The organism is Bacillus sp. Brlt_9 (genome assembly GCF_051948935.1).
Lineage (GTDB): Bacteria > Bacillota > Bacilli > Bacillales > Bacillaceae_G > Bacillus_A.
The window spans coordinates 679,733-696,150 of the sequence record NZ_JAYJLO010000002.1 but is presented as its reverse complement, the minus strand read 5'-3'; the positions used below and the strand labels follow the sequence as shown (position 1 = coordinate 696,150).

The following is a 16,418-nucleotide window of genomic DNA, read 5'->3' as shown; positions in this document are numbered from 1 at the left end:
CCCCCTTATAGATAAAGCGGTATATGCTGTAAACCCGTTGTTTCTTCTAGTCCCGCTACTATATTTGCATTTTGAATCGCTTGCCCAGCCGCACCTTTCATCATATTGTCTATAACAGAAACGACTGTTACCCTTCCTGTTCTTTCATCGTAAGCTATCCCCATATCACAATAATTTGAGCCCCTTACTTCTTTCGGACTTGGAAATTCTCCTTGCGTACGAATTCGAATAAAAGCCGATTGTTCATACGTTTCTTCATATAATTTTTGAAGTTGTTCTATTTCCATTTCTCGTTTTACTTTCGCATAAAGTGTAACCATAATCCCCCGTGATATCGGTATTAAATGTGTACTAAACGTGATTGGCTTCGTTTCCCTATTCCACTCTGCAAGCATTTGCTCAATCTCAGGAACGTGTTGATGCTCATTTACTTTATAAATACGCAAGTTATCATATAACTCAGGAAAGTGAGTCATTGTTGTTGGCGTTTTGCCTGCTCCAGATACTCCTGATTTCGCATCAATAATAATGGAATCTTCGTCAATCATGCCGCTACGTACTAACGGTAATATCGCTAATAATGCAGCTGTAGCAAAGCATCCTGGGTTTGCAATTAAATTTGCATTTTGAATTTCGGACCTTTTCCATTCGCTTAACCCATATACAGCTTCCCTAAGAACTTCTTCTTTTGCAGCTGCCCTTTTATACCACTGTCCATATGTCGAAGGATCTTTCATACGAAAGTCTCCTGATAGGTCAATTACTTTTAAACCTACTGCTAATAATTTCGGAGTTAACTCTGTTGATACTCCTGCTGGGGTTGCTAAAAATACAATTTCTGCTTTCTTCTTTATTTCCTCCGCATCAATTTCTTGTAACGTATGAACAAGAATATTTTGAAAATGCGGATATACATTTGTTATACACTCGCCAACTTGCGAAAAAGAATGAAGAGATGCTATCGAAAAATATGGATGTTGCTCTAATAACCGAATTAACTCAATACCTCCATACCCAGTTGCTCCAATAATCGCGACTTTCATATGCTCCTCCTCATATCAATTCTTTAAATTAAGTATGATTATAATATTGTATATTTATAGAGTCAATTAAATATTTATAAATTTTTAAAACTTAAAAAACTTAATTTTACTAGAAAAACAATATACACAATCGAATTTTTATACATAAATAGTGTATAGTAGTTTTTTCATTTCACTTCAAGTACAATAAAACAATACATGTATACATATAGGCGGGGAAAAACATGAATGAGAAATTAATTGAGAAAATGATTATAAAAAGTTTTCAACAATATCAATGTAATCCTATGTCAAATGAGGATCAGGAAATGCTAATTAAACATATTCAAACGATAATTCATTCAAATACTGAAATTGATGTATACGAGGCAGTTGAGGATATCGTTTACGATTATGTAACTGGAAAATAAAAAAAATAGGAGATTTCCATATGGAAATCTCCTATTTTTTATTTAATGATTTGCCTGCAACACGCTCAAATAAACCTGGAAATAGAGCATACAGTTTTGGACCAATACCCATCCACTTCGGTAAGTTTACTTCACGCTTTTTCGTTTGCATGGATTTTACAATTTGCTCTGCTACATATGTCGGTTTTAACATATATCGTCCCATATTTTTCACATATGTACCGGATTGATCAGCTATTTCAAAAAAGTTCGTATCTATCGGACCTGGATTAATCGCTGTTACGAAAACATTTGCATTAGACAACTCCATGCGTAAACTATTCGTAAATCCTAATACGGCATGTTTCGTCGCTGCATACGCACTCGATTTTGGCGTTGCAATTTTCCCAGCAAGTGAAGCAATATTAATAATATGCCCTTCGTTTCTTTTTACCATATAAGGTAGTACCGCTTTCGTACAAGCTACTAATCCAAATACATTTACTTGGAACATATCTTTCACTTCATCCATTGACGCATCTTCAAACGTTTTAAAAATACCAAATCCCGCATTGTTTACTAATATATCAATACGTCCCACTTCGTTTAATACCTTTGAAAAAACAGATTGTACTTCCGTCTCTTCACTTACATCTAATACATAATAATAGCAAGGCGTATTATAAGTTTCTTTAATTTTGTCCGCTAACGCTTTTAATTTCTCTTCTGTTCTAGCCATTAATACTGGAGTCGCACCCAGCTCTGCAACTTGCATTGCAACTTGCTCTCCAATTCCACTAGAAGCACCTGTAATGACGATTACCTTATTTTGTAAACGTCCCGTCATTGCTGTCACCTACTTTGCATAATAAATCAATTGTTGCGAAGATTCATCAATCATCACTTGTTGATTATATGCTAAAAAGTCTAATTGTCCAACAGTTTCTGAAATAGTAAGTGGCAATTGCTCCTTATATAATACCGGAAATAGTTTTACACATACTTCAAATGCTGTCATTGGTTTTTCCTTCAATAACTCAAGCACTTTAAACGCACGTGTTTCTTGCTTTTGTAATCTCGTTTCAATAAGTTGTTTCACATTTAGAACGTCTTCTCCATGTCCTGATAAAATGCGTGAAATATTCATTTCACTTAAACGCTTTAACGTTTGATTATATTGTAATAACGGGCGTGCCCTTTCTGTTTGCCCTTCATATGGTGGTTCTAATATGGGATTCGAAGAAATATGACTAATGAGAGCATCCCCTCCAATTAGTATTCCATCCGATTCTCTATATAATGAAATATGAGTAGAAGCATGACCTGGTGTTTCAATTACTGTAAATCCAGGCATTGAATCAATACGATCTCCCTCTCTCACAGTATGCGTTAACGATCTATTACAAGAATATTTCAGTGTCTTTGTCGTCAATAACGCCTCATCTTTCAAAAATGCTGCTGGAACACCAAATTGCAAAGCAGTCTCTCTAAAAAACTCATGATACCACTTTAAAAATTCTGGATTTTGTGTGATCCAAGGCTCGTTCCAAGGATGCCCAATAATGTTCGTCTTCTCAGAAAATATATTTAAAAGCCCACAATGATCCGCATGATGATGTGTAATGACTACTGTTTCAATATCTTCTATCGTATATCCTAATGTACCTAATTGCCTTTCTAACGCATTTCTTGCCTCTTCTGTATTCGTCCCTGTATCAATTAATGTTAACGTCTCCCCCTCAACTAAAAACACATTCACAGTTTCAACTGCAAATGGCACAGGAATCTCCATTCGGTGAATCGCCGTCATGCTTAGCCCCCCTGTCTCTTTCCGGTTCAAAAATGAATACTTCTTCAGTTTACAACTTCTATATATATTTGTCATTATTTTCAGATAAAAAGAGGTGTTTCCTATAAAAAAACGAATGTATGTACATTTATAAGAATTTCTAGCCAAATTTAAAGGGGGAACATCATGTCTATTCAAAACATTTCCTTTCTCGGTGCAGGCTCTATTGCTGAAGCTATTATTGGTGGCTTGTTACATGCAAATGTTGTAAAAGGCGAACAAGTTACTGTAAGTAATCGCTCTAACGAGACAAGGTTGCAGGAGCTACATAACAAATACGGAGTCAAAGGTACACACAATAAAAAAGAACTACTTACTAATACAAATATTCTTTTTCTAGCAATGAAACCGAAGGATGTTGCAGAAGCGCTTACTCCTTTTAAAGAAGACATACATAATAACCTGCTTATTATTTCATTATTAGCAGGTGTTTCTACTCACTCAATTAGAAACCTACTTCAAAAAGACGTTCCGATTATTCGTGCAATGCCAAATACATCTGCAGCTATTTTAAAATCTGCTACCGCTATCTCACCTTCAAAACATGCAACAGCGGAACATATTCAAACTGCCATAGCTTTATTTGAAACGATCGGTCTCGTCTCTGTTGTAGAGGAAAAAGATATGCATGCTGTCACTGCATTATCTGGAAGTGGGCCTGCTTATATTTATTACGTAGTAGAAGCGATGGAAGAAGCTGCAAAAAAAATCGGTTTAAAAGAAGATGTTGCAAAGTCACTTATTCTTCAAACGATGATTGGTGCTGCTGAGATGCTAAAAGCAAGTGAAAAACACCCTTCTATTTTGCGAAAGGAAATTACTTCTCCTGGTGGAACGACCGAAGCAGGTATTGAAGTATTACAAGAACATAAATTTCAACAAGCACTTATTTCTTGTATTACACAAGCAGCGCAACGATCACATAATCTTGGGAAAACATTAGAACAACTAACGAAAGAAAAATAAAGTGAAACTTTAATCAGTGGAGGTTTTCTTCATCCCCACTGATTATTAGTTGAACCAATCGGACTTTTATGGGCAGTTGATCCCCCACCTAAATTCTTTGCTTTCGCTGAATTTTGAGGTGGGGGTCTTACTGCCCATTAAAGTGGGATAAAAAATGGAGCTCAATCTTACTTGAGCTCCATTTTTTTATAAACATATATTGTTTAGTTATTCGTCTTCCCAAAAATCTCTTCTTGCAGACGGCGACCAGTCGGTGTTGCTGCAAGTCCACCTTCAGCTGTTTCACGAAGTGCTACTGGCATCGTTTGTCCGATTCTAAACATTGCCTCAATTACTTCATCACATGGAATTGTACTCGTTACACCAGCTAATGCTAAATCAGCTGAAATCATCGCATTTGCAGCTCCTGCTGCATTACGTTTTACGCAAGGTACTTCTACAAGCCCTGCAACAGGATCACATACTAAACCAAGCATGTTCTTTAATGAAATCGCCATCGCTGTAGCTGCTTGATCTTGCGTTCCACCTGCCATCTCAACTGCAGCTGCAGCTGCCATACCACTTGCTGAACCAACCTCGGCTTGGCATCCTCCTGCCGCACCAGAAATACAAGCGTTATTCGCAACAACCATGCCGAAAGCTCCTGCTGTAAATAAGAATTCAATCATTTCTTCACGTGTAGGCTGCAATTTTTCTCTTAGTGCAAATAGTACACCTGGTACTGTTCCAGCAGACCCTGCTGTTGGCGTTGCACAAATAATTCCCATCGCTGCGTTTACTTCATTTGTTGCAACAGCTTTACTCACTGCGTCCAAAATCGTATCTCCAGATAAGCCTTTTCCGCTATTCATATACGCTTGGACTTTTACAGCATCTCCACCAGTTAAACCAGTTGGTGATTTCACTCCGCGAATACCACGTTCTACTGCTTGCTCCATTACGACTAAGTTCTTTTCCATACCAGCAATTACTTCTTCACGTGAAATACTTCTTGTTTCCATTTCACATTGAATCATAATTTCTGCGATTTTTACATTTTGTTCTTTAGCTTGCGCCACTAGTTCCGCTGCGTTCCGAAACATGGTGTGTCCCCCCTGCAATTATTCCATAATAGTTACTTGACAAATATTTTGTTGCGCGTTTATTTCTTCAATCACTTCATCTGCTAATAATTCATCTGTTTCGATGACCATAAGCGCTCTTCTTCCTTTTTCTTTACGAGAAACACTCATTGTACTAATGTTAATCTCGTGTTTCGCAAGGATTGAAGCTACTGCTGCAATAGCACCGAAGCGATCGTTATTTACAATAAGTAGTGCTGGACTCGTGCCTGTTAATTGAAGATCGAATCCGTTTAATTCTACAACTTCAATTTTACCGCCACCAATTGAGCAAGCAACAACTTCAATTTCTTCTTCACCTTTATACAAACGAATTCTCGCTGTATTTGGATGAGGTGCATTTGCATCTTCTTCAATGAATTCCACTTCAATTTCGCGCTCTTTTGCTATGTCTAGCGCCTCTGGAATACGTAAGTCATCTGTTTCAAACCCTAATATCCCACCGATCAGTGCTACATCTGTACCATGCCCACGATACGTCTTTGCAAATGATCCATATAATGAAATGCTTACTCTTTCTGGTTCATGACGAAACAGCTGGCGAGCAACTTGCCCCATTCGTGCTGCGCCTGCTGTATGTGAACTTGATGGACCAATCATAACTGGACCGATAATATCAAATACTGAGCGATACTTCATCATAACTCCCCCTAAACCTCTATGAAAAAATTTTTTACTATTCTATTAAGCTACCAAATCGGTTGCTTTTCCAGTTGTATTACGAATTTATTCCGCTGTACGAATTGGATTGTTTTTGAATAACAGTGAAACAATATATCCTGAAATAATACTAGTGACCATAATAAATAAGAAACTTCGCATTACCTTCATTAATAAATAATATAAGCTAATCCACAATAAAGTCTGGTAGCAACCCAAAGTTTAACACAGAACCACTTACAAGGATAGCATAAACAAGTGAAACTTTAATTAGTAGGGATTTTGTCCATCCCACTGATTATTAGCCCGCAAATAGCGAATAAATTATAATCTGCCCTCATTATAGCTTGTTTTTAATAAAACGCTTACTTTTATTGAATTTTAAAAGTTCTGAATAACAATCTGTTTTTACCATTTGTACCACTCGTATGTCGTCTGACTTGTATAACAGTTTTTCTAAATAATCGCCACTATGTATTTTTATCCTATATCTTCACATCATTAAAACTTTCTGTTTCATCCCATATAAGTATAAAATGATAACAGTTTTATTTTAAATTTTTTTAGAAATAAAAAAATGGCAACCTCTTGTCGCCATTTTTTCATACCATTATTACCTTTCCACTGGAAATAATTTCAAATCCGTAGCTATTTCTGTATTAGAAAATAACTCTCTTGCCTCTTTCAATAATTCCTTATATGTATCTCCTTGATAACGAGAACTAATATGAGTCAATATTAAACGTTTTGCATTTGCCTGAAGTGCAATACTCGCAGCTTGCTTAGATGTGGAATGAAAATAATCATATGCTTGTTGTTCATCTTCTGCCGCGAAAGTTGCTTCATGAACAAGTACGTCAGCGTTTTGTGCTAGCTCTCTACTCGCTTCACAATATCTTGTATCACCTAAAATGGTAATAACTCTTCCCTTTTGAGGTGGGCCGATAAAATCTTTTCCGTTTAGTATCGTACCATTTTCTAATTCAACTACTTCTCCATCTTTTAAACGTTTAAAGAGTGGACCTGGTTTCACACCCATCTCCAGTAATTTATCGACTAAAAGGGCACCTTGTATATCTTTCTCTATAATACGATACCCAAAACATTCAATACCATGTGACAATCTTTTCGTTTCCACATGAAATTCATTATCTTCAAACACAGTACCTTCTTCTGTTATCTCAACAATTTCAAGTGGGTATTTTACATGTGTCGTACTTACTGATAATGCCACTTCAATAAATTGTTTAATTCCTTTTGGTCCGTACACTGTTAAAGGTGTAGTCCCTCCTTGAAATGAACGGCTTCCTAATAAACCAGGCAAGCCAAAAATATGATCACCATGTAAATGCGTAATAAATATTTTTTCAATGCGGCGTGGGCGTACTGATGTATGTAATATTTGATGTTGCGTCGCCTCGCCACAATCAAATAACCAAGTCTGTCCTCGTTCTTCTAACAATTGCAAAGCAATTGCTGAAACATTCCTTCCTTTCGAAGGAACACCTGCACCAGTTCCTAAAAATACAAATTCCACTTTCTTTCCTCCAGCTCTTTATATAATCTACCTTTCATCTTACGGAATGTTATTTCAAATGGCAAATCGAATTTACATAACCAATCATCTAGACAACTATATAACACGAACGTTATACTTAAAAAACTTAGCCAACGTTCGTGTTTTGTGTTAAAATGATTATACTACATTTTAAGGGAGCGTTTTATTATGAAAGAAGCATTTCGTTTACAAACTGATTTTTCATCTTCATTTGATCGCTGGGTAAGTTCTTTCGTTTCAGATCACCCAGCACAATTAGAATGGACGACTTTGAAAGAATTAATCCATGAATATACAACAACACATACAAATGATTCGTTACCAACATATATTTCTTCAGCTTTAACATATTACGCACAACGCGTTTCAACAACAAACAGTTCAGAAATTGTTATTTTTGAAAATCATACAATCTCTTAGCCTATTATAAAAAGCACTGGTTACAGTGCTTTTTTATTTATACTTATTTAACAAATAATCATATTCCGCCCAAAAATCTGTATACATACTTCGATCAAATGCATCTAAAATTATCTTTTCACTTGATTTATTCAATAACTCTTTTGCTTGAAGTGCAAAAGAAACAATTTGTTTTCTATAAAAACTTTATAGTAAAAAATTTCATAATTAATTTTAAAAATAAAAGGTGCCATGATATTTACAGCTACATGACACCTTCTACATAAACTTATTTTCTAATTTTTGCTGAAAAGACTTTTCTTGCTTACGTAATAATTGACTACCTCGTTGTAAAATCGGCATTCCATACTTATCATTAATTTGATCGATGACAGCAAGTAGCGGCTCTTCTTTCGCATCTTCTTCAAATGAAAACAAATCTAATTGTTTCACCGATTCTGTCTTCCACTCTATTTCGGTAGCTGTCACACCTAGCAAACGAACGGAATCACCGTCCCAATGTTGCTTCCATAAACGGGATGCAGCCTGAAAAATATCTCGTTCTTCCCAAATGGCATTTTTCAATTGCTTACTCCGCGTTACTGTGCGCCTATCATGATATTTAATCATAATTTGAATATTATAGCTAACAAGGGTTCGCTTTTGTAATCTTTTACTCACTGACTTGGATAGCCGTTCTAACATATCAAGTAATTCTTTCTCTTCATCCATATCCTTTGAAAAAGTCATCGAATTACCGACACTTTTATGTTGTCCCATTTGACTCGGATCAACTTCCCTATCATCCACACCTTTTGCCCGCTTTTGTAAATCAACACCATGCTTTCCAATTTTAGCGCGAATGATATGTTCATTCCCTTTTGCTAACTGCTCAATTGTTTGTATATGAATATCGTTTAATTTTTCAGCTGTTTTTTCTCCAATTCCATGCATCGCTCCAACCGGAAGTGGCCAAATCATTTCTGGAATATCTCGTTTTCGAAGCACAGTAATCCCAAGGGGCTTTTTCATATCAGAAGCTGTTTTTGCGAGGAAAAGGTTTGGAGCAATTCCAATGCTACAGGGTAGCTGTAACTCTGTTAATAATGCTTGTTGAATCATCTTTGCTATTTCAAGAGGCGAACCGAGTGCGTAGCAATCTGTAATATCTAAATATCCCTCATCTATAGAGACTGGTTGTATTTTTTCCGTAAAACGGGAAAGAATTTGAAACATTTGAAATGAAGCTTCACGATATAATGTAAAATTAGGACGCCTTACAACTAATTGCGGGCATAACCTTTTCGCTTCCCAAAGAGGCATCGTCGTACGTATCCCAAATTCCCTCGCCTCATAACTACATGTTATGATGATTCCTTTTCTTTCTTTTTCATTTCCAGCAACCGCTAGCGGCTTTGCTTGTAATGATGGGTCATGAGCAATTTCAACAGATGCGAAGAAACAATTCATATCTACATGTAAAATAACACGACCATTTTTCGGATACATTTCTCGCATAGTACTCACTCCTTCAAAGAACATTCGTTCCTTTATTATACCAAATTCATGCACAATATAATAAATTACTTATTCTTTTTATCCTTACTTTTGCTATACTTAATAAAAGTATGGATATTTTTGTAAAAGGAGTGATTTATTATGAAATCACACAGCAAACTCAACTATACATTTCTCATTATTATATTAATCATCTTAATTAACTATTTACTACTCCCTATTTTTGATATTAACGTGGCCGGGATCCTTCCAAGTCTACTAAGCATTGCAACAACTTACATACTGCCATGGATTTTCTTGTATTGGCTTATCCGCCTTGTAAAAGTAATCGAATCCAAATAAAAAACGTGTAAATCACAATTGATTTACACGTTTTTTATTTATTATTTCGCTACTTCCTCAATGATTGCAACAACTAATTCTGCCGTTTTCGCTAATTCTTCAACAGGGATCTTTTCGTTTGTTGTATGAATTTCTTCATAACCAACTGCTAAGTTAACTGTTGGAATACCGTGTCCTGCAATTACGTTTGCATCACTTCCGCCACCACTTTGGTGAAGGGAAGGTGTACGACCAATTTTTTCTGCTGCACGTTTTGCAACCTCTACAACGTGGTCGCCATCAGCAAATTTAAATCCTGGGTACATAACGTTTACTTCAACGTCTGCGTGACCGCCCATTTCTTTTGCAGTTGTTTCAAATGCTTCTTTCATTTTCGCAACTTGTACTTCCATTTTTTCATTGATTAATGAACGCGCTTCTGCAAAAATTTGTACATGATCGCAAACGATATTCGTTTGTGTACCACCTTCAAAACGTCCAATATTTGCAGTTGTTTCAGAATCAATACGACCGAGTGGCATCTTCGCAATGGCTTTCGCTGCGATAGTAATTGCAGATACACCTTTTTCTGGTGCTACACCAGCGTGAGCTGTTTTCCCGCGAATAATTGCATTCACTTTCGCTTGAGTTGGAGCTGCAACAACGATTTCACCAACTTTTCCATCGCTATCTAATGCATAACCGTATTTCGCTGTAATGCGTTCACGATCTAATGCTTTTGCACCAACAAGACCAGATTCTTCTCCAACTGTAATAATAAATTCAATTGTACCATGAGGGATATTTTTCTCTTTTAAAACACGGATTGCTTCGAACATCGATGCTAATCCTGCTTTATCATCCGCACCTAAAATCGTAGTACCATCTGATACGATATATCCATCTTTAATAGAAGGCTTAATTCCATTACCAGGAACTACTGTATCCATATGAGAAGTAAAGTAAATTGTATCAACACCATCTTTTGTTGCTGGTAATGTACAAATTAAGTTACCTGCACCATGCCCAGTAACAGCCATTGTGTCATCTTCAAATACTTCTACACCTAAATCTGTAAATTTCTTTGTTAATACTTTGCAAATTTCTGCTTCAAATTTCGTTTCAGAATCTACTTGTACTAATTCCATAAATTCATTTACTAAACGTTCTTGATTAATCATAAGACTGCGCCTCCTGCACTACCATTATGTATGTAACACTATTAATTATAACAGAATTTCGCAAAAGTTTCGAAATACAAGACAAAAAACAGACGGTTTATATGTCTAGATAACCATCTGCTTTCTACTACTCATTTAACAATACCCAGCGCATATGATCTTCCCACACTCCATTAACCATTAACATCTTCCTAGACACGCCTTCATATTGAAAGCCTATCTTCGTCACTACTTGTATAGATGCTAAATTTCGCGGCATAATCGGTGCTTCTATACGATGTAATTGAAATTCCTCAAAAGCAACTTGAATTGCTTTTCTAAGCGCTTCTGTCGTATAACCTTTGTTTAACTCTGCCTTATCTAATTTATAGCCGAGTACACAAGATTGATAAATTCCGCGAACAATTAAATTAAATGAAATACATCCAATTATTTTCATATCATCACCCTTTTTAAAAATCCAAAGCCTGATGATTTTCCCTTCTGCGAACTCTTTTCTATCCTTCTGTAACTTTTTCTTTTGATAATCTAACGTAAAAAAATCATCCGGTCTATACTCTTCCCAAGCTTTTAAAAATTCACGATTTCTGTCGTAATATTGAAGAACTTTTTCAGCATACGACTCATCGATTTCCCTTAAATGTAAACGATTTGTTTCATATATTTTCATCATCGTATCTCCATTCTTCAGCTTGCATAACAAAAAACTTATAATCTATCATTTTATATATTCTCTACATACATACAAATTTCCTGTTATACTTTACACGCACTTCTCGAATTTTGTCACTTCTCTCCCCTTGTCCACAATATCATTTCTCGTTACAATGATATTGTACTGATTTGCAAGGAGGCTTAACGATGCATAAAAAAGCTCAAAAAGTTATGATTTATGTAATGCTAATTTCTATGCTTGTAACAACATTACTTGCTGGCGCGAGTATGTTTTGGTAAAAAGGACGATGTGTTCGTCCTTTTTTTACTTTTTACACATAATATAACAAAATAAACCATCTCGATATCGAGATGGTTTATTTTATATAAAGTACAACTGCTACAATGCTAAAGGAAAATGACATTACAAGTGCTATTACAAAACTTGTATATTGTTTCTGCTGAAATGCCCCAATAACAAAAGTAAGATTGAGTAATGCCATACATACAATTGCTACAAGATAAGAACATATATTAAAAGTTGCCAACATGAATGTAACAACAAATAGAAATCCCATAAAAAACTGCATATACGAAATCTTTGGATTCAAGTACATATGAGCAACCCCTTTATCTAATTTTTTACCCCGATTGGTGAGGGCTTATATTCAGCGGGGAATAACCTCCCACTGATTAAAGTTTCATTTTATCTTTCTATACTCCCATTAACTCATGGTTATGTACACATGTCAAGACAACTTATTGCATATGAAAAAGCCAACCTTTTCGTTGGCTTTTTCATATGCAATGGCTCCTTTTTCTTTTGCCAATTGCTGAAATGATTTTTTCGACTTCACAATCCATACTTTCGTTCCAATTGGAATGCGATCAAATAAATACTCCACATCATTTTTCTTCATTCTTATACATCCTTGTGAAATATACTTTCCAATTGAACTTGGTTGGTTTGTTCCATGTATTCCATATTTACTCCCATCAGTTCCTCTTGCATTAAATCCAATCCACCTTGACCCAAGTGGATTTTTCGGTGATCCACCTGGAATATCCTTCGCAATATAATACGGATCCTTCGCTTTCATTACAACATCAAAAGTTCCCTCTGGAGTTAATGCATTTGTTTTTCCTGTCGCTACTGGAAAAACCTTTTGAATCTTTCCATCGTCAATATAAGCTAATTTATTCGTCGCTTTATTTACAATAATGAAAGGATCTCCGGCACGTGGATTATCACCGAGAGGCCAAATGGGCGATAAAGAAAGACATAATATGAAAGAGAGAAGATACGGCATAAATAATTCCCACCTTCTATATAAGTTCTTTTATATTATCCTTTCCCTTAAAGCGGCTTTTAATGAGTAAATATTGCTCCATTTCATATACAAGTTGAACAAGTTTCGCACGTATCTCAAATTCTTCACGTGTAACGGGCAATGGCATGTCTCTAAATAATTCTCTCATTTCTTGCAGCTGCCTTAAGGAAATAACCCCAGTACTCTCAGGGCTAATAGCATTCCCAATGTTTTCAACCACATCCGCAATCATGTCAGCTTGTTCATATGTCCATGATAAAGAAGCTGCTAATGGTATCATCCGCTCTAAAATTTCGAATTGTTGCATACGCATATTAAAATAACGATAGTAATAGCCATCTTCTCGCATAAATGCATTCTCAAGTTTCTTAAACGATAAATCCCTTGCTTCATTTAGCATATTTTCAGTTTCAATAAGTTCTGACCCGCTCCAACTACTTTCTCTGTTTCGTAAATAAACGACCATTTCAAACAAAATCGTTTTAAAATTACTTTCTATTGTATCCTGATACTCTTTTAGCTTATTTTCACTACTTGGCATATACATATTCACTAATAAAGCCACACTAATCCCTATCGTCAATATTGCAATTTCATTTCCAACAATAAGCCATGTAATTTGTTTCAATGAATATAGATGCATCACAATAACTGAACTTGTGACGATACCTTCTTGAATTTTAAGCATAACTGCAGTCGGAATAAATGTAAGCAATAATATACTAATTGCAAGTGGTGTATAGCCAATTGTTTCAAAAATACAAAACGCGAATACCATTGATAATACACAAGCTAAAAAACGATGTAACGACACTTGAAGTGATTTACGTTTCGTATTTTGTACACATAATATAACTAAAATACCCGCTGAACTATAAAATTCTAATCCTAATAACTGGGCAAGAAAAACCGCTGCGCCTGTTCCAAGAGCTGTTTTGACTGTACGGTATCCAATTTTAAACATATGTTTGCTCCTATATGTATGAATGTATTTACAATTAGTATAAAAAAAGGATGACACAATGTCATCCTTTTCTACTTATTATTCACGTAACCTTTACAGATTACAATATTTTTTGTAAAAATTGTTGCGCACGTTCACTTTTCGGTGCTGCAAAAAATTGTGCTGGCGCACTATCTTCTACAAGTTTTCCACCATCTAAAAAGAGAACACGATCCGCTACTTCTTTTGCGAATCCCATTTCATGTGTAACAATTGCCATTGTCATTCCTGTCGTAACTAATGATTTCATAACTTCTAACACTTCTTTTACCATCTCTGGATCTAGTGCTGATGTTGGTTCATCAAATAACATCACTTCTGGTTCCATCGCTAACGCTCTCGCAATTGCTACACGTTGCTTTTGTCCGCCCGAAAGACGGTTTGGGTACGTATCTTTTTTATCTAATAAACCGACCTTTTCTAAAAGTTTCTCCGCTTTCTTTTCGGCTTCTTGTTTCGTTACTCCTTTTACATTGATAGGAGCATACGTAATATTTTCTAATACAGTCATATGAGGAAATAGATGAAAATGCTGAAATACCATTCCGACATTTTCACGAACGTGCATAATATTCGTTTTCGGATTCGTTACTTCTTCCGTTCCGATCCAAATGTGACCATTTGTCGGTGCTTCTAGCACATTCATACAACGTAAGAATGTTGATTTCCCTGATCCAGACGGTCCAATAATTGCTACTACTTCTCCTTTTTCAATCGTTGTTGTAATTCCTTTTAATACTTCGTTTTTTCCAAATGATTTATGAAGGTTTTCAATTTTAATCACTTTTCTTCATTCTCCCTTCAATTGCCTTCCCGACTAATGTAAGAATAATGACTAGCATATAATAAATGAGTCCAACAAAAAGTAATGGTTCAAGATATTTAAACGTCTCACCGCCTACAATGTAAGCACGGCGCATTAAATCCGTCGCTCCTATTACTGTTACTACAGCCGATTCTTTCGTAAGTGTCGCAAACTCGTTCACAAGCGCTGGTAATATATTTTTTAATGCTTGAGGGAAAATGATATTTCGCATCATTTTTCCGTAAGGAATCCCTAAAGCCATCGCTGCTTCTGTTTGTCCTTTATCAACCGCTTGAATGCCCGCGCGGATTACCTCTGACATATATGCACCTGAATTTAAGCTAAATGCTAATACAGCTGCTACGAAGGCTGGTATTTCATAACCAATTATTTGCGGGACACCGAAATAAATAATCATTAATTGCAATACAAGTGGTGTACCACGGAAAATTGATGTATAAAGATCTGCCGCTATATTTAACGCTCGTATTCTAGCAATTTTGCAAAGTGCTAATAACGTTCCTAAAATAAATCCTACTAGCGCTGATACTGCTACAATTTTCAAAGTAACTTCTAAGCCTTTTAGTATATATGGTATCGAAGGCGTAATCGCCGAAAAATCTAAGTTCATTCTTTTCATTCCCCTCACAGAAAAGTGAAAGGCAGCTTATTTTTCGCTGCCAAACCATTTCTTCACTAATTTATCCATTTCTCCATTTTCTTGCATTTTTTTAATTACTTTATTAAATTCAGCTGTTTTATCACTGTTTTTCGGAAGAGCAATTGCTGCTCCAACTTCTTCTGGCGCTTCTTTAATTTCAATTCCTTGTAATTCTTTCATTTTTTCTAAATAATTTTTAGCAACTGTATCTTCTATAATTGCAGCGTCAAAACGACCTGCTTTAATTTCTTGTACGATTTCTGGTATACGGTCACGTCCCTCAACTTTGAAATCTACTTGTTTTTTAAATTCTGCTGCTTTCTCTTCTTGAATAGATCCTGTTTGTACCCCTACTTTTTTCCCTTTTAAATCCTCTACAGATTGAATGTTAGAATCCTTTTTAGAAACGACCATGTTTTTCGCAACGAAATAAATATCTGTGAAATCAACATTATTTTTACGCTCTGCAGTTGGCGTCATACCTGCCATTACGAAATCAACTTTTCCTGAGCTAAGAGATGCTAATAAACCACCAAAATCCATATCTTTCACTTTCACTTCATAACCAAGTTCTTTTCCGATATATTTAGCAACATCAACATCAAAGCCGATAATTTCATCACTTTTTGAAGCTTCTACGTATTCATACGGTTTATAATCTGCTGAAGTCCCCATAACCAGTACTTTTTTATTTTTTCCAGTAGCCTTTTCTTCCCCATTACTACAAGCACTGAACATACTTACAATTAAAATAAGTGCAAATGATATTGATAATAACTTCTTCATCTTTCTTCCCCCTAATAATGTATATTTAAAAGTTTAATAGAATATTTATTCGATGTTTGTATTGTATCAGCACTTTCATTTTTATGCAATATATAAAATAAAAATAAATTAAATAACAATGTTAATAGTGTTTATCGTGTATAAAATAATGCATAAAATAACATAACTATGCA

20 protein-coding genes are annotated in these 16,418 nt (G+C 35.5%); 5 read left to right on the top strand and 15 right to left on the bottom strand.

Going from position 1 to position 16,418, the window contains the following annotated elements; translation table 11 throughout:
- Positions 1-5: 5 nt before the first annotated feature.
- Positions 6-1,043 carry an N-acetyl-gamma-glutamyl-phosphate reductase gene (argC, locus tag VF726_RS09910; protein WP_440167721.1) on the bottom strand — a complete coding sequence of 346 codons (1,038 nt, stop codon included), beginning with the start codon at positions 1,041-1,043 and terminating at the stop codon, positions 6-8.
- A gap of 224 nt (positions 1,044-1,267) precedes the next feature.
- Here argC and VF726_RS09905 point away from each other — a divergent pair, with 224 nt between their 5' ends.
- Positions 1,268-1,453, top strand: a complete 186-nt coding sequence (locus tag VF726_RS09905) for a YqzH family protein (protein WP_001003210.1) — start codon at positions 1,268-1,270, stop codon at positions 1,451-1,453.
- Positions 1,454-1,484: 31 nt separating this feature from the next.
- Here the strand turns inward: VF726_RS09905 and VF726_RS09900 are convergent, their stop codons facing one another.
- Positions 1,485-2,279, bottom strand: coding sequence for an SDR family oxidoreductase (locus tag VF726_RS09900; protein WP_440167719.1), 795 nt, complete (start codon positions 2,277-2,279; stop codon positions 1,485-1,487).
- 9 nt (positions 2,280-2,288) lie between these two features.
- Positions 2,289-3,242 carry an MBL fold metallo-hydrolase gene (locus VF726_RS09895; protein WP_048530999.1) on the bottom strand — a complete coding sequence of 318 codons (954 nt, stop codon included), beginning with the start codon at positions 3,240-3,242 and terminating at the stop codon, positions 2,289-2,291.
- A 165-nt stretch (positions 3,243-3,407) separates the two neighbouring features.
- Here VF726_RS09895 and proI point away from each other — a divergent pair, with 165 nt between their 5' ends.
- Entirely contained in the window at positions 3,408-4,247 is an 840-nt protein-coding gene (proI, locus tag VF726_RS09890) for a pyrroline-5-carboxylate reductase ProI (protein ID WP_440167717.1), read from the top strand.
- Between the two features lie 203 nt (positions 4,248-4,450).
- Here proI and sdaAA read toward each other — a convergent pair whose 3' ends face one another.
- The 3 genes from sdaAA to rnz form a co-directional block, all read right to left on the bottom strand.
- Positions 4,451-5,329, bottom strand: coding sequence for an L-serine ammonia-lyase, iron-sulfur-dependent, subunit alpha (gene sdaAA, locus VF726_RS09885; RefSeq protein ID WP_429606972.1), 879 nt, complete (start codon positions 5,327-5,329; stop codon positions 4,451-4,453).
- Positions 5,330-5,347: 18 nt separating this feature from the next.
- Positions 5,348-6,007 (bottom strand): L-serine ammonia-lyase, iron-sulfur-dependent subunit beta, encoded by a 660-nt coding sequence (gene sdaAB, locus VF726_RS09880; protein WP_048531003.1) that lies wholly within the window; start codon positions 6,005-6,007, stop codon positions 5,348-5,350.
- A gap of 634 nt (positions 6,008-6,641) precedes the next feature.
- A complete protein-coding gene (gene rnz / locus VF726_RS09875; RefSeq protein ID WP_440167714.1) occupies positions 6,642-7,565 on the bottom strand; it encodes a ribonuclease Z in 924 nt (307 codons plus the stop codon).
- A gap of 189 nt (positions 7,566-7,754) precedes the next feature.
- On the opposite strand from rnz, the gene VF726_RS09870 reads away from it, so the two are divergent.
- Entirely contained in the window at positions 7,755-8,006 is a 252-nt protein-coding gene (locus VF726_RS09870) for a DUF3932 family protein (protein ID WP_097950618.1), read from the top strand.
- Between the two features lie 258 nt (positions 8,007-8,264).
- Here the strand turns inward: VF726_RS09870 and VF726_RS09865 are convergent, their stop codons facing one another.
- Positions 8,265-9,503, bottom strand: a complete 1,239-nt coding sequence (locus VF726_RS09865; protein WP_440167712.1) for a DNA polymerase IV — start codon at positions 9,501-9,503, stop codon at positions 8,265-8,267.
- Positions 9,504-9,644: 141 nt separating this feature from the next.
- Between VF726_RS09865 and VF726_RS09860 the strand changes: the two genes are divergently transcribed.
- Complete coding sequence (locus VF726_RS09860) at positions 9,645-9,845, top strand: hypothetical protein (protein ID WP_440167710.1); 201 nt, start codon at positions 9,645-9,647, stop codon at positions 9,843-9,845.
- A 41-nt stretch (positions 9,846-9,886) separates the two neighbouring features.
- Here VF726_RS09860 and VF726_RS09855 read toward each other — a convergent pair whose 3' ends face one another.
- The gene (locus VF726_RS09855) at positions 9,887-11,005 is read right to left on the bottom strand and encodes a tripeptidase T (RefSeq protein WP_429599941.1); all 1,119 of its coding nucleotides are present in this window, start codon (positions 11,003-11,005) and stop codon (positions 9,887-9,889) included.
- A gap of 127 nt (positions 11,006-11,132) precedes the next feature.
- Positions 11,133-11,678, bottom strand: a complete 546-nt coding sequence (locus tag VF726_RS09850) for a GNAT family N-acetyltransferase (RefSeq protein ID WP_440167708.1) — start codon at positions 11,676-11,678, stop codon at positions 11,133-11,135.
- A 188-nt stretch (positions 11,679-11,866) separates the two neighbouring features.
- Here VF726_RS09850 and prli42 point away from each other — a divergent pair, with 188 nt between their 5' ends.
- Positions 11,867-11,959 (top strand): stressosome-associated protein Prli42, encoded by a 93-nt coding sequence (gene prli42, locus VF726_RS09845; RefSeq protein ID WP_000549038.1) that lies wholly within the window; start codon positions 11,867-11,869, stop codon positions 11,957-11,959.
- Between the two features lie 77 nt (positions 11,960-12,036).
- Here prli42 and VF726_RS09840 read toward each other — a convergent pair whose 3' ends face one another.
- The 6 genes from VF726_RS09840 to VF726_RS09815 all read right to left on the bottom strand — a co-directional run bounded on the left by VF726_RS09840 (position 12,037) and on the right by VF726_RS09815 (position 16,245).
- Positions 12,037-12,276 carry a DUF3894 domain-containing protein gene (locus VF726_RS09840; RefSeq protein ID WP_440167706.1) on the bottom strand — a complete coding sequence of 80 codons (240 nt, stop codon included), beginning with the start codon at positions 12,274-12,276 and terminating at the stop codon, positions 12,037-12,039.
- Positions 12,277-12,408: 132 nt separating this feature from the next.
- Positions 12,409-12,969, bottom strand: a complete 561-nt coding sequence (locus VF726_RS09835) for a L,D-transpeptidase (protein WP_440167704.1) — start codon at positions 12,967-12,969, stop codon at positions 12,409-12,411.
- A gap of 16 nt (positions 12,970-12,985) precedes the next feature.
- The gene (locus tag VF726_RS09830) at positions 12,986-13,954 is read right to left on the bottom strand and encodes an aromatic acid exporter family protein (RefSeq protein ID WP_440167702.1); all 969 of its coding nucleotides are present in this window, start codon (positions 13,952-13,954) and stop codon (positions 12,986-12,988) included.
- Between the two features lie 100 nt (positions 13,955-14,054).
- Positions 14,055-14,777, bottom strand: a complete 723-nt coding sequence (locus VF726_RS09825) for an amino acid ABC transporter ATP-binding protein (protein ID WP_048531021.1) — start codon at positions 14,775-14,777, stop codon at positions 14,055-14,057.
- Positions 14,770-15,429, bottom strand: a complete 660-nt coding sequence (locus tag VF726_RS09820; RefSeq protein ID WP_440027814.1) for an amino acid ABC transporter permease — start codon at positions 15,427-15,429, stop codon at positions 14,770-14,772. Before VF726_RS09820 ends, VF726_RS09825 begins: the two co-directional genes overlap by 8 nt.
- A gap of 36 nt (positions 15,430-15,465) precedes the next feature.
- Positions 15,466-16,245 carry a transporter substrate-binding domain-containing protein gene (locus VF726_RS09815; RefSeq protein WP_000735475.1) on the bottom strand — a complete coding sequence of 260 codons (780 nt, stop codon included), beginning with the start codon at positions 16,243-16,245 and terminating at the stop codon, positions 15,466-15,468.
- Positions 16,246-16,418 lie beyond the last annotated feature (173 nt).

Excerpts from the sequence above, each read along its gene's own strand:
- argC (WP_440167721.1), bottom strand. The coding sequence starts at position 1,043 with ATGAAAGTCGCGATTATTGGAGCAACTGGGTATGGAGGTATTGAGTTA.
- VF726_RS09905 (WP_001003210.1), top strand. The coding sequence starts at position 1,268 with ATGAATGAGAAATTAATTGAGAAAATGATTATAAAAAGTTTTCAACAA.
- VF726_RS09900 (WP_440167719.1), bottom strand. The coding sequence starts at position 2,279 with ATGACGGGACGTTTACAAAATAAGGTAATCGTCATTACAGGTGCTTCT.
- VF726_RS09895 (WP_048530999.1), bottom strand. The coding sequence starts at position 3,242 with ATGACGGCGATTCACCGAATGGAGATTCCTGTGCCATTTGCAGTTGAA.
- proI (WP_440167717.1), top strand. The coding sequence starts at position 3,408 with ATGTCTATTCAAAACATTTCCTTTCTCGGTGCAGGCTCTATTGCTGAA.
- sdaAA (WP_429606972.1), bottom strand. The coding sequence starts at position 5,329 with ATGTTTCGGAACGCAGCGGAACTAGTGGCGCAAGCTAAAGAACAAAAT.
- sdaAB (WP_048531003.1), bottom strand. The coding sequence starts at position 6,007 with ATGAAGTATCGCTCAGTATTTGATATTATCGGTCCAGTTATGATTGGT.
- VF726_RS09870 (WP_097950618.1), top strand. The coding sequence starts at position 7,755 with ATGAAAGAAGCATTTCGTTTACAAACTGATTTTTCATCTTCATTTGAT.
- VF726_RS09865 (WP_440167712.1), bottom strand. The coding sequence starts at position 9,503 with ATGCGAGAAATGTATCCGAAAAATGGTCGTGTTATTTTACATGTAGAT.
- VF726_RS09860 (WP_440167710.1), top strand. The coding sequence starts at position 9,645 with ATGAAATCACACAGCAAACTCAACTATACATTTCTCATTATTATATTA.
- VF726_RS09855 (WP_429599941.1), bottom strand. The coding sequence starts at position 11,005 with ATGATTAATCAAGAACGTTTAGTAAATGAATTTATGGAATTAGTACAA.
- VF726_RS09850 (WP_440167708.1), bottom strand. The coding sequence starts at position 11,678 with ATGATGAAAATATATGAAACAAATCGTTTACATTTAAGGGAAATCGAT.
- prli42 (WP_000549038.1), top strand. The coding sequence starts at position 11,867 with ATGCATAAAAAAGCTCAAAAAGTTATGATTTATGTAATGCTAATTTCT.
- VF726_RS09840 (WP_440167706.1), bottom strand. The coding sequence starts at position 12,276 with ATGTACTTGAATCCAAAGATTTCGTATATGCAGTTTTTTATGGGATTT.
- VF726_RS09835 (WP_440167704.1), bottom strand. The coding sequence starts at position 12,969 with ATGCCGTATCTTCTCTCTTTCATATTATGTCTTTCTTTATCGCCCATT.
- VF726_RS09830 (WP_440167702.1), bottom strand. The coding sequence starts at position 13,954 with ATGTTTAAAATTGGATACCGTACAGTCAAAACAGCTCTTGGAACAGGC.
- VF726_RS09820 (WP_440027814.1), bottom strand. The coding sequence starts at position 15,429 with ATGAACTTAGATTTTTCGGCGATTACGCCTTCGATACCATATATACTA.
- VF726_RS09815 (WP_000735475.1), bottom strand. The coding sequence starts at position 16,245 with ATGAAGAAGTTATTATCAATATCATTTGCACTTATTTTAATTGTAAGT.